The 25,709-nt window shown below is 30.2% G+C and carries 28 protein-coding genes, 1 pseudogene and 1 other annotated feature; of the genes and pseudogenes, 28 read left to right on the plus strand and 1 reads right to left on the minus strand.

What is annotated here, in order from left to right:
• The 14 genes from fabF to mnmA all read left to right on the plus strand — a co-directional run.
• Window positions 1–1,031: beta-ketoacyl-ACP synthase II (gene fabF / locus ACRC28_RS15415; RefSeq protein ID WP_438544328.1), on the plus strand; the 1,031-nt coding region annotated here is incomplete at its 5' end.
• An 8-nt stretch (window positions 1,032–1,039) separates the two neighbouring features.
• Window positions 1,040–1,519 (plus strand): acetyl-CoA carboxylase biotin carboxyl carrier protein, encoded by a 480-nt coding sequence (accB, locus tag ACRC28_RS15420; protein ID WP_438544329.1) that lies wholly within the window; start codon window positions 1,040–1,042, stop codon window positions 1,517–1,519.
• 5 nt (window positions 1,520–1,524) lie between these two features.
• On the plus strand, window positions 1,525–1,947 hold the full coding sequence (gene fabZ, locus ACRC28_RS15425; protein WP_438544330.1) for a 3-hydroxyacyl-ACP dehydratase FabZ: 423 nt from the start codon (window positions 1,525–1,527) through the stop codon (window positions 1,945–1,947).
• Between the two features lie 10 nt (window positions 1,948–1,957).
• Window positions 1,958–3,316: an acetyl-CoA carboxylase biotin carboxylase subunit gene (locus ACRC28_RS15430; RefSeq protein ID WP_438544331.1), complete on the plus strand. Its 1,359-nt coding sequence runs from the start codon at window positions 1,958–1,960 to the stop codon at window positions 3,314–3,316.
• On the plus strand, window positions 3,317–4,180 hold the full coding sequence (gene accD / locus ACRC28_RS15435; protein WP_438544332.1) for an acetyl-CoA carboxylase, carboxyltransferase subunit beta: 864 nt from the start codon (window positions 3,317–3,319) through the stop codon (window positions 4,178–4,180).
• On the plus strand, window positions 4,173–4,976 hold the full coding sequence (locus tag ACRC28_RS15440) for an acetyl-CoA carboxylase carboxyltransferase subunit alpha (RefSeq protein WP_438544333.1): 804 nt from the start codon (window positions 4,173–4,175) through the stop codon (window positions 4,974–4,976). The genes accD and ACRC28_RS15440 overlap by 8 nt, the downstream gene beginning before the upstream one ends.
• Window positions 4,977–5,085: 109 nt before the next feature.
• The gene (locus tag ACRC28_RS15445; RefSeq protein ID WP_438544334.1) at window positions 5,086–5,499 is read left to right on the plus strand and encodes a hypothetical protein; all 414 of its coding nucleotides are present in this window, start codon (window positions 5,086–5,088) and stop codon (window positions 5,497–5,499) included.
• 54 nt (window positions 5,500–5,553) lie between these two features.
• Window positions 5,554–5,820 carry a hypothetical protein gene (locus tag ACRC28_RS15450; protein WP_438544335.1) on the plus strand — a complete coding sequence of 89 codons (267 nt, stop codon included), beginning with the start codon at window positions 5,554–5,556 and terminating at the stop codon, window positions 5,818–5,820.
• An 88-nt stretch (window positions 5,821–5,908) separates the two neighbouring features.
• The gene (locus ACRC28_RS15455; protein ID WP_438544336.1) at window positions 5,909–6,400 is read left to right on the plus strand and encodes a GNAT family N-acetyltransferase; all 492 of its coding nucleotides are present in this window, start codon (window positions 5,909–5,911) and stop codon (window positions 6,398–6,400) included.
• A gap of 143 nt (window positions 6,401–6,543) precedes the next feature.
• Window positions 6,544–7,785: a replication-associated recombination protein A gene (locus ACRC28_RS15460; RefSeq protein WP_438544337.1), complete on the plus strand. Its 1,242-nt coding sequence runs from the start codon at window positions 6,544–6,546 to the stop codon at window positions 7,783–7,785.
• Between the two features lie 102 nt (window positions 7,786–7,887).
• The gene (locus tag ACRC28_RS15465) at window positions 7,888–8,331 is read left to right on the plus strand and encodes an RrF2 family transcriptional regulator (RefSeq protein WP_438544338.1); all 444 of its coding nucleotides are present in this window, start codon (window positions 7,888–7,890) and stop codon (window positions 8,329–8,331) included.
• A gap of 12 nt (window positions 8,332–8,343) precedes the next feature.
• Window positions 8,344–9,525: a cysteine desulfurase NifS gene (nifS, locus tag ACRC28_RS15470; RefSeq protein WP_438544339.1), complete on the plus strand. Its 1,182-nt coding sequence runs from the start codon at window positions 8,344–8,346 to the stop codon at window positions 9,523–9,525.
• 24 nt (window positions 9,526–9,549) lie between these two features.
• Complete coding sequence (nifU, locus tag ACRC28_RS15475) at window positions 9,550–9,987, plus strand: Fe-S cluster assembly scaffold protein NifU (protein ID WP_438544340.1); 438 nt, start codon at window positions 9,550–9,552, stop codon at window positions 9,985–9,987.
• A 1-nt stretch (window position 9,988) separates the two neighbouring features.
• A complete protein-coding gene (gene mnmA / locus ACRC28_RS15480; RefSeq protein WP_438544341.1) occupies window positions 9,989–11,071 on the plus strand; it encodes a tRNA 2-thiouridine(34) synthase MnmA in 1,083 nt (360 codons plus the stop codon).
• 42 nt (window positions 11,072–11,113) lie between these two features.
• Here the strand turns inward: mnmA and ACRC28_RS15485 are convergent, their stop codons facing one another.
• A complete protein-coding gene (locus ACRC28_RS15485) occupies window positions 11,114–11,440 on the minus strand; it encodes an SdpI family protein (protein WP_438544342.1) in 327 nt (108 codons plus the stop codon).
• Window positions 11,441–11,599: 159 nt separating this feature from the next.
• Between ACRC28_RS15485 and ACRC28_RS15490 the strand changes: the two genes are divergently transcribed.
• From ACRC28_RS15490 to ACRC28_RS15555, 14 genes and pseudogenes are all read left to right on the plus strand, one after another.
• Entirely contained in the window at window positions 11,600–12,106 is a 507-nt protein-coding gene (locus tag ACRC28_RS15490; RefSeq protein ID WP_438544343.1) for a PRC-barrel domain-containing protein, read from the plus strand.
• The gene (locus tag ACRC28_RS15495) at window positions 12,084–13,115 is read left to right on the plus strand and encodes an AI-2E family transporter (RefSeq protein ID WP_438544344.1); all 1,032 of its coding nucleotides are present in this window, start codon (window positions 12,084–12,086) and stop codon (window positions 13,113–13,115) included. The genes ACRC28_RS15490 and ACRC28_RS15495 overlap by 23 nt, the downstream gene beginning before the upstream one ends.
• Window positions 13,116–13,177: 62 nt before the next feature.
• Window positions 13,178–13,354, plus strand: a binding site (T-box leader).
• A 58-nt stretch (window positions 13,355–13,412) separates the two neighbouring features.
• On the plus strand, window positions 13,413–16,058 hold the full coding sequence (alaS, locus tag ACRC28_RS15500; RefSeq protein WP_438544345.1) for an alanine--tRNA ligase: 2,646 nt from the start codon (window positions 13,413–13,415) through the stop codon (window positions 16,056–16,058).
• A gap of 143 nt (window positions 16,059–16,201) precedes the next feature.
• Complete coding sequence (locus ACRC28_RS15505) at window positions 16,202–16,459, plus strand: IreB family regulatory phosphoprotein (RefSeq protein ID WP_438544346.1); 258 nt, start codon at window positions 16,202–16,204, stop codon at window positions 16,457–16,459.
• Window positions 16,460–16,510: 51 nt separating this feature from the next.
• Window positions 16,511–16,924 carry a Holliday junction resolvase RuvX gene (gene ruvX, locus ACRC28_RS15510; protein WP_438544347.1) on the plus strand — a complete coding sequence of 138 codons (414 nt, stop codon included), beginning with the start codon at window positions 16,511–16,513 and terminating at the stop codon, window positions 16,922–16,924.
• Window positions 16,925–16,985: 61 nt separating this feature from the next.
• Window positions 16,986–17,246 (plus strand): DUF1292 domain-containing protein, encoded by a 261-nt coding sequence (locus tag ACRC28_RS15515; RefSeq protein WP_438544348.1) that lies wholly within the window; start codon window positions 16,986–16,988, stop codon window positions 17,244–17,246.
• Between the two features lie 27 nt (window positions 17,247–17,273).
• The gene (locus tag ACRC28_RS15520; RefSeq protein WP_438544349.1) at window positions 17,274–17,732 is read left to right on the plus strand and encodes a Fur family transcriptional regulator; all 459 of its coding nucleotides are present in this window, start codon (window positions 17,274–17,276) and stop codon (window positions 17,730–17,732) included.
• A gap of 57 nt (window positions 17,733–17,789) precedes the next feature.
• Window positions 17,790–19,457 (plus strand): ribonuclease J, encoded by a 1,668-nt coding sequence (locus ACRC28_RS15525; RefSeq protein ID WP_438544350.1) that lies wholly within the window; start codon window positions 17,790–17,792, stop codon window positions 19,455–19,457.
• Window positions 19,458–19,638: 181 nt separating this feature from the next.
• Window positions 19,639–21,459, plus strand: a complete 1,821-nt coding sequence (typA, locus tag ACRC28_RS15530) for a translational GTPase TypA (RefSeq protein ID WP_438544351.1) — start codon at window positions 19,639–19,641, stop codon at window positions 21,457–21,459.
• A gap of 93 nt (window positions 21,460–21,552) precedes the next feature.
• Window positions 21,553–22,575 (plus strand): endolytic transglycosylase MltG, encoded by a 1,023-nt coding sequence (gene mltG, locus ACRC28_RS15535; protein ID WP_438544352.1) that lies wholly within the window; start codon window positions 21,553–21,555, stop codon window positions 22,573–22,575.
• 22 nt (window positions 22,576–22,597) lie between these two features.
• Window positions 22,598–23,242 (plus strand): O-methyltransferase, encoded by a 645-nt coding sequence (locus ACRC28_RS15540; protein WP_438544353.1) that lies wholly within the window; start codon window positions 22,598–22,600, stop codon window positions 23,240–23,242.
• A gap of 4 nt (window positions 23,243–23,246) precedes the next feature.
• On the plus strand, window positions 23,247–24,494 hold the full coding sequence (locus tag ACRC28_RS15545) for a peptidase U32 family protein (RefSeq protein ID WP_438544354.1): 1,248 nt from the start codon (window positions 23,247–23,249) through the stop codon (window positions 24,492–24,494).
• A gap of 28 nt (window positions 24,495–24,522) precedes the next feature.
• On the plus strand, window positions 24,523–25,143 hold the full coding sequence (udk, locus tag ACRC28_RS15550) for a uridine kinase (protein ID WP_438544355.1): 621 nt from the start codon (window positions 24,523–24,525) through the stop codon (window positions 25,141–25,143).
• Window positions 25,144–25,191: 48 nt separating this feature from the next.
• Window positions 25,192–25,709, plus strand: a pseudogene (locus ACRC28_RS15555) (penicillin-binding transpeptidase domain-containing protein); the annotation flags it as partial.

A 25,709-nucleotide genomic window follows, 5' to 3' on the forward strand; every position in this document is an offset into this window, starting at 1 on the left:
ATAGATTTTCACAGTTTGCATTATGTGCAGCAGAAGAAGCAATAAAAGATTCAGGTTTAGACTTAGAAAATATAGATAAAACTAGAGTTGGTGTTATGGTAGGTTCAGGAATTGGTGGATTCCAAACTATGGAAAATGAAATTTCAAAAATGGCTACTAAAACATCAAAAAGAGTTAGTCCGTTTTTTATTCCAATGGCAATAATAAACATGGCATCAGGGAATATATCAATTAAATATGGCTTCAAAGGACCTTCACTTGCAGTAGTTACAGCTTGTGCAACAGGAACTAATTGTATTGGTGACGCATTTAGACAAATTAAGCATGGATATTCAGATATAATGATAGCAGGTGGTGTTGAAGCACCTATAACTAAAATTGGAGTAGAAGGTTTTTCAAGCTTAAAAGCTTTAAATACATCTAATGATCCAAGTAGAGCATCTATTCCTTTTGACAATGAAAGAAGTGGATTTGTTATGGGAGAAGGAGCGGGGATTTTAGTATTAGAATCATTAGAAAATGCACAAAAAAGAGGTGCAAACATTCTTTGCGAAATAGTTGGATATGGAACAACTTGTGATGCATATCATATAACTTCACCAGATCCAGATGGAGATGGAGCATCTAGAGCAATGTTATTAGCTGTTGAAGAAGGAAATGTAGGAAAAGAAGAAATATCGTATATAAATGCACATGGAACATCAACACCATTAAATGATAAGTTTGAAACAGCAGCAATAAAAAGAGCTTTTGGAGACTTAGCTTATAAAATACCAGTATCATCAACAAAGTCAATGACAGGGCATCTTTTAGGAGCTGCAGGAGGAATAGAGTCAATTGTTTGTGTAAAAGCAATAATGGAAGATTTTATACCACCAACTATTGGATATAAAGAAAAAGATGAAGCTTGTGATTTAGATTATGTTCCAAATGAAGGTAGAAATGCAGAAGTAAATTGTGCATTAACAAACTCTTTAGGGTTTGGAGGGCATAATGCTACGTTACTATTTAAGAAGTGGAATGGAAAGTAGGAGGAATTATGGATATTAGAGAAGTAAAGGAATTAATCCAATTAATAAACTCTACAGATGTAGCTTATTTAGAGATACAAAGCGAAAAAGGTAGTATAAAAATAGATAAATCATTCACTAGAAATACAAGTGAAGAAAAAAAAGAAGTAATAAGTAAAAAAGAAGATTTTAATAATTATGTAAAAGAAGAAAAGATTATTGAAAAAGAAGTTAAAGTGGAAGAAAAAATAGAAGAGGCTGTTACAGAGGGAACTGTAATAAAATCTCCTATGGTTGGAACTTTCTATTCGTCACCATCACCAGATAGTGATAAATTCGTTAGTTTAGGTAAGAAGGTTTCAAAAGGTGATGTTTTATGCATTATAGAAGCTATGAAGTTAATGAATGAAATTGAAAGTGATTTTAATGGTGAGATAGTGGAAATTCTAGTTAAAGATGGAGACATGATAGAATATGGAACACCTTTATTTAAGATTAAGGAGAGTTAATTAAAATGATGAATATAAAAGAAATAAAAGAAATATTACCACATAGATATCCATTTCTTTTAGTAGATAGAATTACGGAAATGGAAGAAGGAAAATTTATAAAAGGCTATAAAAATGTATCTGTAAATGAAGAGTTTTTCAACGGACATTTCCCAGGAGAACCAGTTATGCCAGGGGTTTTAATATTAGAAGCAATGGCACAAGTAGGTGCAGTAGCATTACTTTCAAAAGAAGAATTTAAAGGGAAAACTCCACTTTTTGCTGGAGCTGATAAAGTTAGGTTTAGACAAAAGGTAGTGCCAGGAGATAAGCTTGAATTAACATGTGAAATCGTAAAGCTTAGAGGGCCTGTAGGAATAGGAAAAGGAACAGCTATCGTTGATGGGAAAAAGGTTTGTGAAGCAGAGATAATGTTTGCAATAGGATAGGTGAGTTTTTATGTTAAAAAAAGTGTTAGTAGCTAATAGAGGGGAAATAGCAGTAAGAATAATTAGAGCTTGTAGAGAGATGGGAATATTAACTGTAGCTGTATATTCGGATGTAGATAAAGATGCATTGCATGTACAAATTGCAGATGAAGCTATATGTATAGGAAGTTATATGGCAAAAGACAGTTATCTTAATATAACTAATATTTTAAGTGCATGTGTCCTTACGGGAGCTGATGCTATACATCCAGGGTTTGGGTTTTTATCTGAAAATTCAAAGTTTGCTAAGATGTGTAAGGAATGTAACATAAAATTTATAGGACCAGATTATGAATCAATTGAACTTATGGGGAATAAATCTAGAGCAAGAGAAATTATGAAAAAAGCAAATGTTCCAGTAGTCCCAGGATATGAAGGGAAAATTGAAAATCTAGATCATGCACTAGAAATAGGAGAAGAAATAGGGTATCCACTTATCATAAAAGCATCCGCAGGTGGTGGTGGAAAAGGTATTAGAATCGCTTACAATAAAGATGAATTTGTAAAAGGATATAATACTGCTAAAGCAGAGGCAATGGCATGTTTTGGAGATGATACTTTATATATAGAAAAATTTGTAGAAAATCCAAAGCATATTGAATTTCAGATATTAGGTGATGATTATGGGAATATAATTCATTTAGGAGAAAGAGAATGCTCTCTTCAAAGAAAAAATCAAAAAGTTTTAGAAGAAGCACCAGCATCTATGATGAATGAAGCCTTGAGATCTGAAATGGGTGAAATTGCAAAAAATGCAGGAAGAGCTGTAAACTATAAAAATGCAGGGACAATAGAATTTTTAGTAGATAAAGATAATAATTTTTATTTCATGGAAATGAATACAAGAATTCAAGTTGAACATCCTATAACTGAAATGGTAACAGGCATTGATATAGTTAAGGAACAACTTAAAATAGCAAGTGGATTAGAACTTAAAATAAAGCAAGAAGATGTGAAAATAAAAGGCCATGCAATAGAATGTAGAATAAATGCTGAAGAGCCAGAATTTGATTTCAGACCATGTCCTGGAAAAATAACAGAATTATATATTCCAGGAGGACTTGGAATAAGATTAGATTCAGCTATATATTGTGGCTACAAGATACCACATTGTTATGATTCTATGATAGGAAAACTTATCGCTTATGCGGATACTAGAGAAGAAGCTATAATGAGAATGAAACGAGCTTTAAGTGAATTTGGAGTAGGTGGAGTTAAAACAAATATAGAATATCAATACTCTATATTAGAAATGGATGAATTTTTACAAGGAAACTATCATACAGGATTTTTAGGGAATAAATTAAAAGAGAAGATGGAGAAAAAATAGATGCTTAAGGATTTATTTAGTAAAAAGAAAAATTATGGAACTTTAAAAGAAAATGAAACTATCACTCATCCTAATATTCCATCAGGAATGTGGGATAAATGTAGTAATTGCAATTCCATAATATATCATGGAGATTTAGAAGAAAATAATTTTGTATGTAGTAAATGTAATAGTCATTTTAAACTTAAAGCTTATGATAGAATAAAAATGTTTTTAGATGAAAATAGTTTTATAGAATTAGATAAAAACCTAATTACAGAAAATCCACTTCAATTTAAAGGATATGATGAAAAATTACAAAAAGCTTATGCTTCAACAGAAAGTAGTGAAGCGGTAGTTACTGGAATTGGAAGCCTAAATGGTTTAGAGGTTGCTGTAGCTATAATGGATAGTTATTTTATGATGGGAAGTATGGGAACCATTGTAGGTGAAAAAATAACTAGATTGATAGAAGAAAGCATAAAGAAAAAGTTACCTTTAATAATATTTACAGCATCAGGTGGTGCTAGAATGCAAGAAGGGATATTTTCATTAATGCAAATGGCTAAAATAAGTGCAGCTCTTGCAAGACATAGTGATGAAGGTCTTTTATATATAACTGTTTTAACATATCCAACAACTGGTGGTGTTACAGCAAGTTTTGCTATGGAGGGTGATATCATCTTAAGTGAGCCAAAAGCTTTAATAGGATTTGCAGGTAGAAGAGTTATAGAAAATACTATAAAGGAAAAGCTTCCAGAAGATTTTCAAACTGCTGAATTTTTATTAGAAAAAGGTTTCGTAGATAAAATAGTAGAAAGAAAAGACTTAAGAACTTGTATATATAAGATATTAAGAATTCATGGAGGAAGACGCTATGAGTAGAGGACTTATAAAAACTATGTCTCCATGGGAAAAAGTAAATACTGCTAGGCATAAAGATAGACCAACAGGTAAATTTTATATAGAAGCTATATTTGAAGATTTTATAGAGTTTCATGGAGATAGAAATTTTGGAGATGATAAAGCTATAATTGGAGGAATTGCATTACTAGATGGAAAGCCAGTTACTGTTATAGCTATTACTAAGGGTGAAAATACAAAAGAAAACATAGAGAGAAATTTTGGTATGCCAAAGCCAGAAGGATATAGAAAAGCTTTAAGACTTATGAAACAAGCAGAAAAGTTTGATAGACCGGTTATATGCTTTATTGATACTTCAGGAGCTTATTGTGGGATAGATGCTGAAGAGAGAGGGCAAGGGCAAGCAATTGCAAATAATCTATTTCAAATGAGTAAATTGAAAACAAAAATAATTTCAATTATAACAGGTGAAGGTGGAAGCGGAGGAGCACTAGCTTTAGCGGTTGGAGATAGTATAGGAATGCTTGAACATTCTATATATTCGATTCTTTCACCAGAAGGTTTTGCCTCTATTTTATGGAAAGATGGAAGCAAGGCAAAAGATGCAGCTGAGATGATGAAAATCACAGCGCAAGATTTAATGAATTATAAAATAGTTGATTTTATAATAAAAGAGCCAAATGGTGGAGCACATAAAAATAAAAATAAAATGGCAAATAGTATAAAGAAAAGTATTGTTAGCGAACTTGGGAAATTAGAAAAATATAGTACAGAAGAATTAGTTTCTAGAAGATATGAAAAATTCAGAAAATTTTAAAAAAGGATGCCGTTTAGGTATCCTTTAATTATGTATTTAAATTGTATTGAACTCTAGGCTATGATTTGTTAAAGTAGTTCTATAGAATAAAAAGAAAGAAGTGGTTTAAATGTATATAGTATTTGGAAATAAAATAGTAGACACAGAAGAGATAAAGAAAATTATATTAGATAATACAGACTTTGAAGTATTAAAAGATATGAGTAAAGGAACTAAAAGAGAGGATATGGCAGCTTTTAATTTAGCTTTAGATACAAAGTATTTAGATGAGTTAATTAGTGAAACATCTGATATAAAAGAGTTAGATGAAGATGAATTGTTTGAAGAATATGTAGCTCTTGCAGAAGAGCTTGGTGTAGATATAGAAGAACATTTACCAAAGTATAGCAAAATGAAGTTTAAAGCTTATAAATGGGATTTAGGAGAAAACAAGATAAATTGTATTGTTGCAATTGGAAATATGGAAGTTAAAGAAAATAAAATGTTAGATATTATTAGAAGGTTAGAAAGCCAAACGGAATAATAGAGTAAAATCTCTAATATAATAAAAGGAAATAATTATAATTAGAGAGGGAATATGATAATTAAAGCTTTTGTCTTACCAACACCAAGAAGAATAAAGAAAAAAATAAAGGCACTAGAAAAAGAAGATATATTTTTATATTTTTGTATATTAACAGGTATGGGTATAATAAATGTTTTAGATTTAGAACATAAAGGAATACCATTATTAGGATTAACTTATTGCGGAATTTCATATGAAATATTAAGAAATATGGATGATGAAACCCTTAAAGTTATTCTTCAAAATCATGATTTAAATAAAAATTATTTTAACTTTTGAAATTGAATAAAATTTACATTGACTTATAAAATTATTGTAATGTATAATTTATTCAGTTTTGAAACAGATGAAAATATGAGGTGAAGAGTTGAAATATAATATTAGAGAGATGTTTGATGAAGATTGGGAAGCAGTTGAAAAGATTTATGGTGATGGAATAAAAGGTGGGGCAACATTTCAACGAGATGTGCCTGATTTTGATTATTGGAATAAAATGTACTTAAAAAAATGTAGATTAGTAATCTGTGAAGAAGAAAAAGTAATCGGATGGACAGCAATAAGACATATATCACCAAGAGAAGCATATAAAGGCGTAGTAGAATTAAGCATATACATAGACAAAGATTACAAAGGAAAAGGTGTTGGTGGGGCTCTTCTAAATGGATTGGTAAAAGAAACAGAAAATTGTGGGATTTGGAGTATTCAAGCAGTAATATTAAGAAATAATCCTGGAAGCTTAAAATTACATGAAAAATGTGGATTTAGAACTATAGGAATAAGAGATAGGGTAGCACAATTACCAAATGGAGATTGGATGGATGTTGTCCTAATGGAAAGAAGAAGTAAAATAATATTTTAAAGTGATATGGAGCTACTTAGAATAAAGGGCTCCATTTATTTTTGAAAATATTTAAAGTTTATGCAGAAAGTATTGATTACATAAGGATGTAAGAGTAAAATGTGAAATAGTAATATTTAAATATGAAATAGGTGGTGTTAAGTATGGAGCCTTTGGCGGAATTGATGAGGCCAAAAGAAATTGATGATTTTGTAGGGCAAAAGCAAATATTAGATAAAAATAAACCTTTATATAAATTAATTAAAAACAAAAATATACCGAATTGTATATTATATGGACCACCAGGAACAGGAAAAACTACGTTAGCAAATATAATGGCAAATTATGTAGATAAGAAATTCTATAAATTAAATGCAACTACAGCATCTATAAAGGATATACAAGAAATTACAGAAAGTTTAAATACCTTAATGAATTATAATGGTGTGGTAATATATTTAGATGAGATACAACATTTTAATAAAAAGCAACAACAAGCACTTTTAGAATTTATAGAAAAAGGAAAGATAACCCTTATTGCAAGCACAACAGAAAATCCATACTTTTCAATACATAAAGCTATAATAAGTAGGTGTAATATTTTTAAATTTGAGCCTCTACAAAAGGATGATATAATTGTAGGACTGACTAAAGCATTAGATAGATTGACTAAAGAAGGAATAAAAGTTAAATATGAAGAAAAGGCTTTAGAATATATCGGCGAAATTTGCCAAGGTGATTATAGGAAGGCTTATAACATATTAGAGCTTTTAATAAATTCTCAAAGCAAGTATGAAAAAGAAATTAACATTCAAAATGTTAAAGAATTAAATCAATCTCATATGAGAGGTGACACCAGTGGAGATGAGTATTATAATTTATTGAGTGCATTACATAAAAGTATACGTGGAAGCGACCCGGATGCAAGTGTACATTATCTTGCAAGATTGATTCAAACAGGAAATCTTTTAGGGATAACAAGGCGTATAGCGGTTATTGCAGCGGAGGATGTAGGTCTTGCACACCCAAATGCACTTACAGTAATTAATTCAGGAATTGAACTTTCGTTAAAGGTTGGTTTTCCAGAAGCAAATATAATACTTGCAGAACTTGTAATATATTTAGCAACATTACCTAAATCTAATAGTGCATATAGGGCTATTAGTAGTGCTATGAATGATATTGAAAGGTTAAATGTTGGAGATGTACCAAATCATTTGAAGGATGCTCATTATAGTGGAGCGAAAAGCTTAGGTGTAGGTGGATATAAGTATCCACACGATTATGAGAATAGTTACGTGAAACAACAATATTTGCCAAAAGAAATAAATGAGAAAAAATATTACAAGCCAGGAAAGAATAAATATGAAGATACTTTAGAAAGGTATTGGAAAAATATTAAATAAACTTTAAAGAATATTCACATAAGTTTATTGACAATAACCGAGTGATTTGCTAAGATATAAACATAAATCGTAGTATCTTACTCTACTTTAAGGGGTGACGTGATGAAATTATCAACAAAAGGAAGATACGGAGTAAAAGCAATGGTAGATTTAGCAGTAAATTATGGTGAATCTCCAGTATCAATAAAAACAATATCAAAAAGACAACATATATCAGAGTATTATTTAGAACAATTATTTAGTCCACTTAGAAAAGCAAAGCTTATAAGAAGTATAAGAGGTGCACAAGGAGGATATGTTTTAAATAAAGAACCTAAGGATATAACTGTTGCTGATATTATGTATATATTAGAAGGTCCTATTGAAATAGCAGATTGTATAGATGGAGTTGCCTGTGATAATGTTGATTGTTGTGCAACTAGAATGTTATGGAAAAGGATAAAAGAAAGTATAGATGAAGTTATGGAAGGCGTAACTCTTCAAGATATAGTAAATGATTATAAAGAAATTCAAGAAAAAAATTCAAAATTAAAATTAGAAATTTAGAGGTGAAGTTAAATGAGAACAGTATATATGGACTATGCTGCAACAACATATGTTAAACCAGAAGTATTAGAGGAAATGTTACCTTATTTTACAGGGAAATTTGGAAATCCATCATCATTTTATGGACCATCAAGAGAAACAAAGATGGCGATAGATAAAGGAAGAGAGCAAGTTGCTAAAGCATTAAATTGTGAAATGAACGAAGTTTATTTTACAGGTGGTGGATCTGAAGCTGATAACTGGGCAATAAAAGGAATAGCAGGAGCTTATAAAAACAAAGGAAACCACATTATAACAGCTAAAACTGAGCACCATGCAGTATTGCACACATGTGAATATTTAGAAAAGAATGGTTATGAAGTTACATATTTAGATGTAAATGATGAAGGATTTATAAATTTAGAAGACTTAAAAAATGCTATTACTGATAAAACAATATTAGTAAGCATAATGTTTGCTAATAATGAAATTGGAACAATTGCACCAGTTAAAGAAATTGGAGCTATATGTAAAGAAAGAGGAGTGTTATTCCACACAGATGCAGTTCAGGCAATTGGAAATGTGAAAATTGATGTTAAAGAGATGAATATTGATCTTTTATCATTAGCAGGACATAAAATTTATGGACCAAAAGGAATAGGAGTTCTTTATATTAAAAAAGGTGTTAGAATACACAATTTAATCCACGGTGGTGGTCAAGAAAGAAATAGAAGAGCTGGAACAGAAAATATAGCTTCTATAGTAGGACTTGGAAAAGCTATTGAATTAGCTACAGAAAATTTAGATGATCATATCGCTAAAATGACTAAACTTAGAGACAAATTAATAGATGGGATTTTAGAAATTCCATATTCAAAATTAAATGGACCTAGAGGAGAAAAAAGACTTCCTGCAAATGTAAATATTGGATTTGAATTTATTGAAGGAGAATCAATATTACTATCATTAGATTTTGAAGGAGTTTGTGCATCAAGTGGAAGTGCTTGTACTTCAGGATCCTTAGATCCATCACACGTTCTTTTAGCTATAGGGTTACCTCATGAGAAAGCACATGGTTCATTAAGATTAACTTTAGGTGATGGAACAACTGAAGAGGATGTTGACTATGTAATAGAAACATTACCTCCAATCATTGAAAGATTAAGAAAGATGTCACCATTATGGACAGATTTTATTAAAAACGGAAATAAATAATTAAAGAAAAAGGAGATAAGAAATATGATATATACAGATAAAGTTATGGATCACTTTAGAAATCCAAGAAACGTAGGATTTATGGAAAATGCAGATGGAGTTGGAGAAGTAGGAAACGCTAAATGTGGAGACATTATGAGAGTTTACTTAAAAATCGAAGACAATATTGTTAAAGATGCAAAATTTGAAACATTCGGATGTGGATCAGCTATAGCATCATCATCAATGGCAACTGAAATGATTATAGGAAAGTCTTTAGAAGAAGCTTGGGATTTAAGTAATAAAGCTGTTGCAGAAGCTTTAAATGGACTTCCACCAGTAAAAATGCACTGTTCAGTATTAGCTGAAGAAGCAATACACAAAGCAATCAATGATTATAGAGAAAAAGCTGGGCTTGGAGCTTGGGACTTTGAAGAAACAGATCATGATGCATTACACGACCACGTACATGGAGACGAATAGTATGACAAAACCTAAAGTGGTTGTAGGTATGAGCGGCGGAGTAGATAGCTCCGTCGCTGCTTACCTTTTAAAAGAGCAAGGATATGATGTAATAGGAATAACTATGCAAGTTTGGCAAGAAGACAATGAATTTGAGGAAAGAGAAGGTGGTTGTTGCTCACTTTCAGCTGTTGAAGACGCTAGACGAGTTGCGGAAAGATTAGATATTCCTTTTTATGTTTTTAACTTTAGAAAATCATTTAAAGAAAAAGTAATTGATTATTTTGTTCAAGAATATATTGATGGAAAAACTCCAAACCCTTGTATTGCTTGTAATAAGTATCTTAAATTTGATGAATTACTTCAAAAAGCTAGAGGGATTGGTGCTGAATATGTAGCAACAGGACACTATGCTAAAATTGAAGAAAGAGATGGAAGACATCTTTTAATTCGTTCGGATGATGATAGAAAAGATCAAACATATGCTTTATATAATTTTACACAAGATCAATTAGCTCATACTCTTATGCCTTGTGGTGAATATACAAAGGATAAAATAAGAGAGATAGCAAAAGAAATAGGTCTTGCTGTGCATAATAAAAAAGATAGTGAAGAAATTTGTTTTATTCATGATAACGATCATGGAAGATATATAAAAGAAGCTAGACCAAAAGAAGTAATACCTGGAGATTTTGTTGATGAAAAGGGAAATGTTTTAGGTAGACATAAAGGAATAGTGTATTATACTATAGGACAAAGAAAAGGACTTGGATTAGCTCTAGGAAAACCAGTGTTTGTTACGGGAATAGATGCAAAGAGAAATAGAGTAATACTAGGTTCAGAAGAAAAAATATTTAGAAATACTCTTATTGCATCAGATGTTAACTTTATACCTTTTGATACTTTAGAAGAGGAAATGAAGGTTCAAGCTAAAGTAAGATATGCTGCAAAACCAGCACCGGCTACAATAATGCCGTTAAAAGATGGAAGAGTTAAAGTTGTATTTGAAGATAATCAAAGAGCTATAACAAAAGGTCAATCAGTTGTTTTTTACGATGGAGAAATCGTAGTAGGTGGCGGAGTAATTGAAGGTATTGGAAAATAAAAGATTTTAATTAAAAAACTCGCGAAAGCGAGTTTTTTTCTTTTAGAAATTCTTTTTAAGTTTAAATTCTATATAAAACATAAAAGGTATTGAAATTATAGGTGCGAATAAAGGAATCAAAAAAGAAGTTCTTGTGAAAGTTTTAAAAAATGTATAACAAATGAAATCAAGAACTAATGCTAAAATTCCAGAAACGATAAAGAAAATCCCCATATGTTTGTTTGCATAAATAAATGAGTCGTTATTTTTTTTAGAAGCTTTAGTCCTAAAACCAATAGCATTATTGGGTTTTAAATAAGGGGCAGAAAAAATACTAATAATACCGACACAAATAAAAATTATTGGAATCAAAATAATAGTAAAATTCATAATAAAACCTTCTTTCGAGTTTAGTTTACTGTAGTATACAACTTTTTATTGAAAAAAAAAACATTTTTAATCTTTATTAACATAAAATTTAAAAAAAGTATTATGAATATTAAAATGGTTATTGGTAAAAATAATGGTATTAAAAGAGGAGAAGAGAATATGATTAGAAGTAAATTTTTTTATATGAAAAAGGTTTATACAAAAGAAGGAAAGTATATTGGAATTATTGAGGATTTAGCGATAGATTTTTATAAGGGAAAGATTTGTGGATTTAAAGTGTCTTTAGTGAGTTTTTTATCAAAGAAAAATTTCTTGGATATTGAGGATGTAATATCTATTGATGAACATATTATTATAGAAAAAATGAAAAGTAAAAAGGGGCTATATTTTAAAGATATAAGAAAGCTAGAGATATTAAATTTAGAAGGAAATATGATTGGTGTGTTTGAAGATTTGATTATTGAGAGAGAGAGTAATCGAATTTGTGGGCTAATAGTATCAACAGGAATAATTGAAAAAGTAATGAGAGGAAAAAGAGTTCTTCTTTTAGATGATTGTATTTTAGGAGAGAAGTTTATTATATATATAGGTTGTGAGAAAATAGAACTTAAAATTATGATAAAAGGAATGGAGGATAAATTTTATGAGAAAAATAAGATTAAATAAAAAGATTTTATTTTTAGGGTGCGCTATATTAGTTATTATCGCAACTATATTTCTTTATAATAAAGTTTTGATAATAAGCGAAACAATAAATTTAATCCTTATTTCTGGAATTATAGCATATGTATTAAAACCACTTAGAGATTTGATTATGAGGTGTTTTAACTTATCTAAAAGAATTAGTAGTTTATTGATTTTGATATCTTTAAGTTTATTTATAGTGTTGTTTACAGTTATCACAATACCAAAGCTCATTGATGAAATGGGACATATAGGAGAAATATTTGAAACGTTAAATACATATTTTATGCAAATGGAAGAAAAATTAAAATTAACTAATAACTCAGTTGTAACAACAGTATATGAGGAGATGAGTAATAAGGTATGGGCATTTTTGGTAGCACTTTCATATAAAAGCTTAGATTGTGTTATTGAAATATCTAAAAATATAATTTCATACATTATAGTACCTATAATAGCTTATTATTTTTTAAGTGATGGAGAAAAAATAAGCAATACTTTTTATATGATTATTCCTATTAATAAAAGAGAACTTTTAAGAAAAATATCTAAAGATATTAATGTTTTACTACAAAGATATGTAGTAAGCCAGTTGGTTTTATGTCTTATAACCACGGTTCTTTCATTTACTTTCTTTGGAGCAGTAGGATTAAAGTTTGCATTTATTTTAGCACTTATCAATGGGGTGTTTAATATTGTTCCTTACTTTGGAGTTTTGTTTGGAGCAATTCCAGCAGTTTTTGTAGCTTTTATAGAATCACCTAATTTGGCTATTTGGACTATAGTTGGGATATTTGTGATACAACAAATAGAAGGAAATTTAATAGCACCTAAGATAACGGCAGATAGTACTGATTTTCATCCAATGCTAATAATTTTATTGCTTATAATTGGAGAAAAGTTAGGTGGGGTAGTAGGTATGATATTTATAATACCAATAGCAGTTATTATAAAGGTTTTATATGAGGATATTAATTATTATATTTTTTAAAATAAAAAGATGAATATTGACAGAAGAAAATATATAAAATATAATTTTGTTAGTTGTTAATATTTTAGGCAAAGATTAGGATGAGTAAATTTAAAGCTAAATTTTTAGAGAGAAAGTGGTTGGTGAAAACTTTTAATTTAGATAAATTGAAGCTACCTAGGAGTCTATTTTTTAAGTGATGTAGTTTTAAACTACATAAATAGGGTGGTACCGCGGAAATTTATGTTTTCGTCCCTTGTATAATGCAAGTGACGGAAACTTTTTTAATATACTGGAAAGTTTAATGGAGGTAAGAAAATGAAATTTACAGGAACTAATGATTTAAGAGAAGCATATTTAAAATTTTTTGAAAGCAAGGGGCATTTAAGACTAAAAAGTTTTTCACTTGTACCAAAGAATGATAAAAGTCTTTTATTAATAAATGCAGGTATGGCACCTTTAAAGCCATATTTTACAGGGCTTCAAGAGCCACCAAGAAAAAGAATAACTACATGTCAAAAATGTATTAGAACAGGTGATATTGAGAATGTAGGAAAAACATCAAGACATGGAACTTTCTTTGAAATGCTTGGAAACTTTTCTTTTGGAGATTACTTTAAAGAAGAAATTATTCCATGGGCATGGGAGTTTATAACAAAAGAATTAGAAATTCCAAAAGATAGATTATATGTAACTATCTATTTAGAAGATGATGAAGCTTTTGAAATTTGGAAAAAATCTACTGATATAGATGAGAGTAGAATCTTTAGACTTGGAAAAGAAGATAACTTCTGGGAGCATGGTGCAGGACCTTGTGGACCATGTACAGAAATTCACTTTGATAAAAAGCCAGAAAATGGAGTAGTAACTTCAGCTGAGGAGTTTGTACAAGAAAGTGATAATGATAGAATAATAGAATTTTGGAACTTAGTTTTCACTCAATTTGATGGAGATGGAAAAGGAAACTATGAAAGATTAGCTAATCCAAACATCGATACAGGAATGGGGCTTGAAAGAATTGCAACAATTATGCAAGGTGTAGATAATATATTTGAAATTGATACAGTTAAAAATATATTAGGAACAGTATCAAAATTATCTGGTGTTAAATATGGAGAAGATAATTCAAAGGATATATCTTTAAGAATAATTACTGACCATGTTAAAAGTGTTACTATGATGATTTGCGATGGAGTACAACCAAGCAATGAAGGTAGAGGATATGTTTTAAGAAGACTTCTTAGAAGAGCTGCTAGACATGGAAGAGTATTAGGAATAAAAGGAATATTCTTAAATGAAGTGGTTCAATCTGTAGTAGATAATTATGGTGTTGAATATGATGAATTAATTTCAAAGAATGATTACATTAAAAAGATAATAACTCTTGAAGAAGAAAGATTTAATGAAACTATTGACTCAGGAATGGGAATCTTAAATGGATATATTGCTGAAATGGTAGAAGCTAAAGAAACTGTTTTAAGTGGAGAAAAAGCATTTAAACTTTATGATACTTTTGGATTCCCTTATGAATTAACAGAAGAGATTTTAGAAGAAAAATCTATGACTATAGATAAAGATGCATTTGATAAAGAAATGAATATGCAAAGAGAAAGAGCTAGAAGTGCTAGAGGAGAATTCACTTACATGGGTGGAGAAAATTCACCAATAAACAGTGTACCTGGAGATATTGAAACTGAATTTGATGGATATATTAAAACTGAAATTGAAGGAAAAATTCTTTTCTTAGGAACTGATGAAGAAGTTAGAGAAAGCTTAGTCCAAGGTGAAAAAGGTTTTGTAGTTACTGATAAAACAACTTTCTATGCAGAGATGGGTGGTCAAGTTGGAGATAAAGGAACTATAGAAGGTGAAAACTTTAAATTAGCAGTTTATGATACTAAAAACAATGTAGGTGGAAAAGTAATCCATTATGTTAAAGTATTAGAAGGTGAAGTTAAGGTTTCTGATGCTGCTACATTAAAGGTAGATTTATTAAGAAGAAAAAATATCTGTAAAAACCATACAGCAACACATATGTTACACAAAGCATTAAAAGTTGTTTTAGGAGAACATGTTAACCAAGCAGGATCATATGTTGATGATGAAAGATTAAGATTTGACTTTACACATTTCCAAGGATTAAGCTTTGAAGAAATTCAAAAAGTTGAAACTTTAGTAAATGAAAAAATAATGAATGTATTCTCAGTAGATACAAATGAGATGACAATGGATGAAGCTAAAACTAAAGGTGCAATGGCTTTATTTGATGACAAATATGGAGATAAAGTTAGAGTTGTTCAAGTTGGAGATTATTCAATGGAATTATGTGGTGGAACTCATGTATGTAATTCAGGAGAAATTGGATTATTTAAAATAGTTAGTGAATCAGGTGTTGCAGCAGGAATGAGAAGAATTGAAGCAGTAACAGGGTTTAAAGCTATAGAGCATATGGAAAACAAAGAGAAAACTTTAAAAGAAGCATGTTCTGCATTAAAATGTAATGAAAAAGATATTTTAGTGAAAATTCAAGGGCAAGCATCTGAAGTAAAAGAAAAAGATAAAGAAATTTCAGAACTTAAATCAAAATTAACAGCTGGTGCAGAAGATGAAATTTTAAACTCTATGAAAGAAATAAATGGAGTTAAAACAATTGTATATGCATTAGATGAAGTTGATGGAAATGCATTAAGAGATTTGGGGGATAAAATAAGAAATAAGATTGGTTCAGGAGTAGTTGTTTTATTAAGTAAAGCAAGTGGGAAAGTTAATCTTATAGGGATGTCAACAAAAGATGTTTTAGGAAATGGAGTACATTGTGGAAAAATAATTAAAGAAGTAGCAACTGTTGTAGGCGGTGGCGGTGGTGGAAGACCGGACATGGCGCAAGCAGGTGGAAAAAATCCAGAAAAAATAAATGAGGCAATAGAAAAAGCATATGAAGTAATTCAAAGTTTAGTAAAGTAGTGTACTTTTAAAAAGATATAGGTTATAATTAAATTATAAGTAAGAAGTATATTAAAAGAATAAATGTTAATACTACAAAAGAGTATAACAAGAAACCTTAATATAAGTGAGGGGGTGGAGCTGCGAAAAAAGCAGCGGTTAATATGAGTAATAATTTAGATAACACAATGCAATTCGATTTATTAAAAAATAAAGAAGCATTAACAAAAGCAATTTTAAGCGAAGTGTATAACTCACTTCATGAAAAAGGGTATAATCCTATAAATCAGCTTGTTGGATATCTGATATCAGGAGACCCTACTTACATTACAAATTACAATGGAGCAAGAGCTTTAGTAAGAAAACTTGAGAGAGATGAAATTCTTGAAGAAGTTATAAAATCTTATTTAGAGATAAAATAAAAAAGTGCCCTATTGTGGGCACTTTTATTTTTTAGAAATTAGGGAGGCAATATGAGAATATTAGGTTTAGATATCGGCCAAAAAACAGTAGGAGTTGCAATTTCAGATCCTTTAGGATTTACCGCACAAGGGATAACAACAATAAGAAGAGTTAAACGTGCACAAGATGTTTTAGAGGTTAAAAAGATTTGTGATGAATATACTGTAGAAAAGATAGTAGTTGGACTTCCTAAAAATATGGATGGATCAATAGGTTTTGCAGGAGAAAAAATAAAAGAATTTTCTGCCCTATTAGAACAAGAGATAGGATTAGAAATAATATATTGGGATGAAAGATTAACAACAGTTGCAGCACATAGAGCAATGCTTGAGGCGGATCTTTCAAGAAGTAAAAGGAAAAAAATTGTTGATAAGGTTGCAGCAACGTATATTTTACAAGGCTATTTAGACAGAATATCTAAATAATTATGAGAAAACTTTAATTAACAATATGATATAAAATATAAGAAAAAAAGGAGAAATTAAAATGCAAAATGATGTACAATTCATAGAAGTAATTGACGAAAATGGAAATGAAGAAAGATTAGAGGTAGTTACATTTTTAAAAGTAGATGACATAAACTCAGAATATGTTATTGCAATTAAAGATGGAGAAGAAGAAGCAGTAGTATTTAAAGTATTAAAAGATGAAGATGGTAACGAAGAATTAGTTACTATTGAAAATGATGCTGAATTTGCTATGGTGGAAGAAGCATATAGCTTACTTATGCAAGACGAAGAAGAATAAAAGTATAAGTATAAGTGAGGTGTTTGTATGAGAAATAGTGTTTCAGTTGATATGCAAGAATTAAAGGAAAGCTTAAAGCAAAAAGGTTATAAATTAACGCCTCAAAGAAGAGCAATCGTAGATACTATCATTAAAAATGAAGGAAAGCATATGACTGCTGAAGAAATTTATGATGAAGTGAAAAAAGATTGCCCAGAGATAGGACTTGCAACTGTCTATAGAACAGTAATCTTATTAGAAGATATAAGCCTTTTATCAAGATTAGATTTAAGTGATGGATGTAGCAGATATGAAATTGTTCATGATGATGAAGAACATAGACACCATCATTTAATATGCAATGAATGTAACAAAGTATTTGAGGTTGAAGAAGATTTATTAGATCAACTTGAGGAACGAGTTGAGAATAAATATAAATTTAAAATCAAGGATCATAGTTTAAAATTCTATGGGACTTGTATTGAATGTCAAAAGAAAAATAGTTAAACATTATTCTTAGGGTAAGAATGAAATTTAACTAAAGAATAAAAAAGGAGGGGAAGTATGAAAACAGAAAGAGCTAAGGTTAAGATTATTCCTTTAGGTGGAATAGATGAAATTGGGAAAAATATTGCAGTTATCGAGTACAAAGAAGATATAGTTATCGTAGACTGTGGACTTAAATTTCCTGATGTAGATATGTACGGAGTTGATATAGTAATTCCAGATATATCATATCTAATGAAAAATAAAGAAAAGGTTAGAGGGATATTCTTAACTCACGGACATGAAGACCATATAGGAGCATTACCATATTTCTTAAAGCAACTTAATGTACCTATATATGGAACAAAATTAACTCTTGGAATAGTAGAAACAAAACTTAGAGAGCACGGATTATTAGCAACAACTGAGTTAAACGTAGTAAAACCAAGAGATAAAGTGAAGTTAGAGAGTGTAACAGTTGAGTTTATAAAAACAACTCACTCTATCGCGGATTCAGTAGCGATTGCAGTACACACACCACTTGGAGTTGTACTACACACAGGAGATTTTAAAATTGACCATACACCAATAGATGGAGGAAGAACAGATTTTGCAAGACTTGCAGAACTTGGAAGAAAAGGTGTTTTAGTTATGATGGCTGATTCAACAAATGTTGGTAAACCAGGATATACTAAATCAGAAAGCATAGTTGGTGAAACTCTTCAAAGATTATTTGTAAAAGCAAAAGGAAGAATAATAGTTGCAACATTTGCATCAAATATTCATCGTGTTCAACAAATAATTAATGCAGCAGAAATGTATGGCAAAAAGGTAGCAGTTTCAGGAAGAAGTATGGAAAATATACTTCAAGTAGCAGTAGAACTTGGATATCTTAACGTAAGTGAGGGGACTCTAATAACTATTGACCAAACTGCAAAATACAAAAATGAAGAGGTTGTTATTATAACAACAGGAAGCCAAGGGGAACCAATGGCTGCACTTTCAAGAATGGCAGCAGGTGAGCACAGAAAGATAACTATTGTTGAAGGTGATACAGTAATTCTTTCAGCTACACCAATACCAGGAAATGAAAAACATGTTTCAAAAGTAATAAATCTTTTATCTAAAAAAGGTGCTGAAGTTATTTATGGAGCAGAAAAAGATGTTCACGTATCAGGGCATGCTTGTCAAGAAGAATTAAAGCTTATGCAAACTATAATAAGACCTAAATTCTTTATACCTGTACATGGTGAATATAGACATTTAAAACAACATGCAGAGCTTGCAGTTAAAGTTGGATTAAATGAAAGAAACTTTGTAATACCAGAAACAGGAGGAGTTATTGAAGTAACAAGAAATTCTATAAGAAAGAATGGAATGGTTACATCAGGACAAATTTTAGTTGATGGATTAGGAGTTGGAGATGTAGGACATATTGTTTTAAGAGATAGAAAACATCTTTCACAAGATGGTATTTTAACAGTTGTAGTTACATTAGACAGAGAAAGTGCATCTGTTATTGCAGGACCAGATATTATATCAAGAGGATTTGTTTATGTTCGTGAGTCAGAAGGCTTAATGGATGAAGCAAGAGATATTGTTAAAAATGTTTTAGCTGGCTGTGAAGAAAACAGAATTACTGACTGGTCTACAATAAAAGGTAAAATAAGAGACGAACTTAGAAATTATTTATATGAAAAAACTAAGAGAAAACCTATGATTTTACCTATAATTATGGAAATATAGAGAATTAAAGTTTAATTTAGAAATGTATTTATATTGACTTTTCGTTAAGTCCATATTAGAATATAAAGTAGTGTGAGAAATTGGGTACGAGTGTATCCAATTTTCTTTTTGAAAAAAAAAGTTATAGGTTTACATATATTTTTTACAGAATGAGTAAAGCTAAAAAATGGAGGAATAAAAAATGGAACTAATTAAAAGAGAAGATATAAGAAATATCGCGATTATTGCGCACGTTGACCATGGTAAAACTACATTAGTTGATGCATTACTTAAACAAAGTCATACATTTAGAGAAAATGAAAAAATTGAAGAAAGAGTAATGGACTCAAATGACTTAGAAAAAGAAAGAGGGATTACAATCCTTTCAAAGAACACATCAATCAAATATAAAGATGTAAAAATAAACATAGTTGATACTCCAGGACACGCAGATTTCGGTGGAGAAGTTGAGCGTGTACTTAAAATGGTAGACTCAGTACTATTAGTTGTTGACTCATATGAAGGGCCAATGCCACAAACTAAGTTCGTTTTAAAGAAAGCTTTAGAATTAGGACTTAAACCAATAGTTGTTATAAACAAAATTGACAAGCCAGATGCTAGACCAGAGGCTGTTATTGATGAAGTATTTGAATTATTCTTAGAATTAGGTGCTAATGATGAGCAATTAGATTTCTCAATCATATATGCATCAGCAAGAAATGGATTTGCAAGATACGAAGTAGAAGATACAAATGAAGATATGATTCCTTTATTTGAAACTATCTTAGCTAAAGTTGATTGTCCAGAAGGATATATGGATGCTCCACTTCAAATGTTAGTTACAACATTAGATTCAAATGAATATGTTGGAAGAATTTCTCTTGGAAGAATTCACAGAGGAATGGTTAAGAAAAACCAACAAGTTACTCTTTTAAGAAAAGATGGAACTAGCTCAAACTACAGAGTAAGTGCATTATTCGTATATGACGGATTAAAGAGAGTTGAAACAGAAGAAGCTGGAATGGGAGATATCGTTGCTTTAGCTGGTGTTTTAGATTCAAACATCGGAGAAACTATTGCAGATACTCAAGAACCAGAAGCACTTCCATTTGTTGAAATTGATGAGCCAACATTAAGCATGAACTTTATGGTTAATGATTCACCATATGCAGGTCAAGAAGGAGACTTCATAACTTCAAGACACTTAAGAGACAGATTAATGAAAGAACTTGAAACTAACGTAAGTTTAAGAGTAAGAGAAATAACTCCAGACTGTTTCGAAGTATCAGGAAGAGGAGAATTACACTTATCAGTTCTTATAGAAACTATGAGAAGAGAAGGATATGAATTACAAGTATCAAAAGCTAACGTTATCTTCAAAGAAGAGAATGGTAAAAAAGTAGAGCCTATGGAATACTTAACTATTGATGTACCTGAAGAGTTCATGGGACCTGTAATGGAAAAAATGGGACCAAGAAAAGGTGAAATGGTTAATATGACATCAGCTGTTAACGGATATACAAGATTAGAATTCGTAATCCCAGCTAGAGGACTTATCGGATTCAGAAACGAATTCATGACTGATACTAAAGGTAATGGAATCATGAACCACGTATTCCATGGATATGCACCTTACAAAGGAGAAATCCCAGGAAGAAGTAGAGGATCAATCGTATCATTTGAACAAGGTGATTCTATAGCATACGGATTATTCAATGCACAAGAAAGAGGATCATTATTTATAGGAGCAGGAGTTCCAGTATATCAAGGTATGATCGTTGGTGTTTGTGGAAGAGCAGACGACTTAGACATAAACGTATGTAAAGGTAAAAAACTTACTAATACAAGATCATCAGGAGCTGATGATGCTTTAAAATTAGTACCACCAATCGAAATGACTTTAGAGCAAGCTTTAGAATTCATTAATAGTGATGAATTAGTTGAGGTTACTCCACAAACTATAAGAATGAGAAAATCAATTCTTGACCCTAACCAAAGAAAGAGATTAAATAGAAGCAAGTAGTTTAAAATAAACTTTATAAACTTTGTAGAAAGTATTATAATATAGTAAATAGCCTAATACTAGGCTATTTACTTTTATATACAGGGGGTTTTTATGGAATACTTAAAAAAGCACTTGAAAAAGATAATAATAGGAATTGTCATAATTGTTATATTAATAATTGCAGGAGTAGGTGGATATGCATATTCAGTAATTAAAAAACCATTTACATCTAATGGGAATGTTAACATAACTATTAAAGGTGGAGAAGGTTTTTACAGTGTCTTAGATGATTTAAGAAATTCAGGACTAATGAAGAATGAAACTGTTGTAAAGGCATATGTAAAGGTTATGGGAATAACGCCTAAAATTACACCAGGAGAATATACTATAAAAAATGATGTAACTTTAGATCAGTTTATAAATATTTTAAATACACAAGATACTATCAAAGTTGTAATACCAGAAGGGTATACAGTTGATAAAATAGCGGATACATTCCAAAATCTTGGATTATTCTCAAAAGAACAATTTATAAGTGCCTTAGAAAAATATCCACTTCCATCTTATGTGAAAAATGTAAAAGGAAGAAGATATGCATTAGAGGGATACTTATTCCCAGACACATATGAGTTCAATAGAGGGGAAACACCAGATAACGTAATAAAAACAATGTTAAATACGTTCCAAATAAGTTTAAAAAAAGCTGAGAAGGCAACTGGTGTTACACTTAAAGAAGATCAAATTGATGGAGTAGTTACTAAAGCTTCAGTAATTCAAGGGGAAGCTAAAACACTTAAAGATATGAAGAATGTTTCATCTGTAATAGATAACAGAATAAAAGCTAATATGCCATTACAAATGGATGCAACAGTTATTTATGCAATGGGTAAACATGTGGATAAAGTTTATTATAAAGATTTAAAAATAGACTCACCATACAATACATATAAGTATAAAGGATTACCAATAGGACCTATATGTAACCCAGGCATAGAAGCACTAGAAGCTGCTATGGCACCAGCTAATACAAATTATTTATATTACATTTTAAACGGACCAAATGAACATTTCTTTACAAATTCTTATCAAGAATTCTTAAAACAGAAAGAAATATACAATAAAGAAAATAAATAATTAACAAATTTTGGAGGTATATATGAGCGGAATAACTTATGATTATATGGAAGAGTATTTAAGAGGTTTAATAGGTGAGAGCACTGGAATGACAAAGGAACTTGAAGACTTTGCAAAAGAAAATGGTGTGCCTATAGTTCAAAAAGAAACAGCTAAATTTTTAGAATTTATGGTGGGAATGAAAAAGCCTCTTAAAATATTAGAACTTGGAACTGCTATAGGATACTCTGCAACATTAATGTACGAAGCTTCAAAAACAGAGCCAGAAATTAAAACAATTGAAAGAAGTGAAGAAATGGTTATTTTAGCCAAGAAAAATATTGAAAGGCTAAAATTATCAGATAAAATTCAGATTCTAGAAGGGGATTGTCTAGAAATACTAGAGAATTTAGATGAAGAATTTGATTTAATATTTATGGATGCAGGAAAAGGACATTATAATCATTTTTTACCTCACTGTTTAAGACTTTTAAAAAATGATGGAATCATTATAGCGGATAATGTATTATTTAGAGGAATGGTTCCATCACAAGAATTAGTTAAGAGAAGAAAAATAACAATTGTTAAGAGAATGAGATCTTACTTAGAAATGGTTAATAATGATGAGACTTTAGTAACATCAGTATTACCTATGGGAGATGGAATTGCAATAACAAGAAGGAGGTAGTTTTATGAAAAAACCAGAAGTTTTAGCACCAGCTGGAAATCTTGAGAAGCTTAAAATAGCAATAGATTTTGGAGCAGATGCTGTATATATAGGTGGAAGCAAACTTAACTTAAGAGCTTTTGCTGGAAATTTTACAAATGAAGAAATGGAAGAGGGAGTAAAATACTGTCATGATAGAGGTAGAAAAATCTACTTAGTTATGAATGTATTCCCACGTAATTTTGATTTTAACGGAATTGAAGAATATATAAAAAGTATAGAAAAAGCAGGAATAGATGCAATTATTGTTGGAGATCCAGGGATTATTGCAATAGCAAGAGAAGTTGCACCAGACCTTGAGGTACATGTAAGTACTCAAGCAAATGTTGTAAACTGGAGAACTGCAAAGTTTTGGTATGACCAAGGATGTACTAGAATAGTTTTAGCAAGAGAAATGACTTTAAATGAAATTAAAGGATTTAAAGAACATTTACCAGCAAAATGTGAGATAGAAACATTTATACATGGTTCTATGTGTATGGCTTATTCAGGAAGATGTTTAATATCAAACTATCTAATAGGTAGAGATGCTAATAAAGGAACTTGTGCAAATATTTGTAGATACAAATATTACTTAGTAGAAGAAACAAGACCAAATGAATATTATCCAGTTCTTGAAGATGACCAAGGAACATATATAATGAATGCAAAAGACCTTTGTATGATAAAGCATATTCCAGAGCTTATACAAAGTGGAATAGATTCCTTTAAAATTGAAGGAAGAATGAAAAGTGAGTTTTATGTAGCATCTGTTGTAAAAGCATATAGAGAAGCTATTGATAGTTACTTTGAAAATCCAGAAGGATATAGATTCAAGCAAGAATGGATGGATATTCTTTTAAAGGTTAGTCATAGACCATATCACTCAGGATTCTATTTTGGAAAAATGGGAGAGCAAAATTATGATGAAAGCTCATATATAAGAGATTATGATATAGTAGGAATAGTTAAAGAATATGATGAAGAGACTAAAGTAGCTACTATAATGCAAAAGAACAGAGTGTTTGAAGGCGACAAGGTAGATATCTTAAGAGCTTATACAGATAACTTTAATGTTACATTAACAGAAATGTTTGACTTAGATAAAAAGGTTAAAACAGATGTTGCTAATAGAGCACATATGATGTTTTCAGTAAAGGTGGATACGCCATTACAAAAAAATGATATGTTAATAAAAGCTAAAAATAACATAGAGATAGAGACTAAATTATAATTAGTTTTTAAAATAAGGAGGATAACTAATGAACAGACCAATATTAATAGGAATAACTGGTGGAACAGGATCAGGAAAGAGTACAATTGCAGATGCTATATTTAATAGCTTTAGTGAAGATTGTATAGCAATGATTCAACAAGATGCATATTACAAAAGTCAAAATCATTTAACTATGGAGGAAAGAACTAAAACTAACTACGATCATCCAAGAGCATTTGATAATGAGCTTTTAATTTCACATTTAAAATCTTTAATAGATGGTGAAGCTATACAAAAGCCAATTTATGATTTTACTATACATAATAGAGTAGAAGAAACAGTTTTAGTTAATCCAAAAGAAATAATAATAGTTGAAGGAATACTTATATTAGAAGATGAAAGAATAAGAGATCTTTTAGACATAAAAGTATATGTAGATACTGATGCTGATATAAGAATATTAAGAAGACTTCAAAGAGATATAGAAGAAAGAGGAAGAACAGTTGACTCAGTTGTTGATCAATACTTAGATATTGTTAGACCAATGCACATGCAGTTTACAGAGCCAACAAAGAGATATGCAGATATAATTGTTCCAGAAGGTGGACACAATAAAGTAGCGATAGATATATTGGTTTCAAAAGTTAAGGATACCTTACAAAGATAAGAATAAAAAAACCTCCATTGGTTATAATTACCAATGGAGGTGTTTTTTTTGAGAAGTTTAAAAACAAGGGCAAAGTATATAAGGATATTTTTTATAATAATATTTTTGATGTTATCAATAAGATTATATTTTCTACAGGTTATGCCCACGGAACAAGTTACATCTAATTATATGAATCATCAGACAGAAGTAATTAGTGATATGAAATATATGTTGTTTGATACAAAGGGGAAGGATTTAAATAATTATAATAAAGAATATTTAGTGGTAATAGATTCTAAGCCTTTTAAATTGAATAATTATGGGGAAGCACTTCAAGGACTTCTTACATTTAATTTTATAATGAAAGAAGAAATAGAGAATTTTAGCTTTGATGATATTATGAAAGCACCGCATGGAAAAAATTATTACAATGTATCAAAGGAAACCTTTGATAAAGTAAACAATATAAAAAATGTAAAAGGTGTTTATACGTATATTTATGATAAAAGAGACAGTAAAGAGGCTTGGTCTATAGATGGAATGTTTTCAAATTTAGATGGTATGGAAGCTACGGAAGGTAGTTT

It is taken from the genome of Clostridium sp. (genome assembly GCF_051650885.1).
In the GTDB taxonomy this organism is placed as follows: Bacteria; Bacillota; Clostridia; order Clostridiales; family Clostridiaceae; genus Clostridium.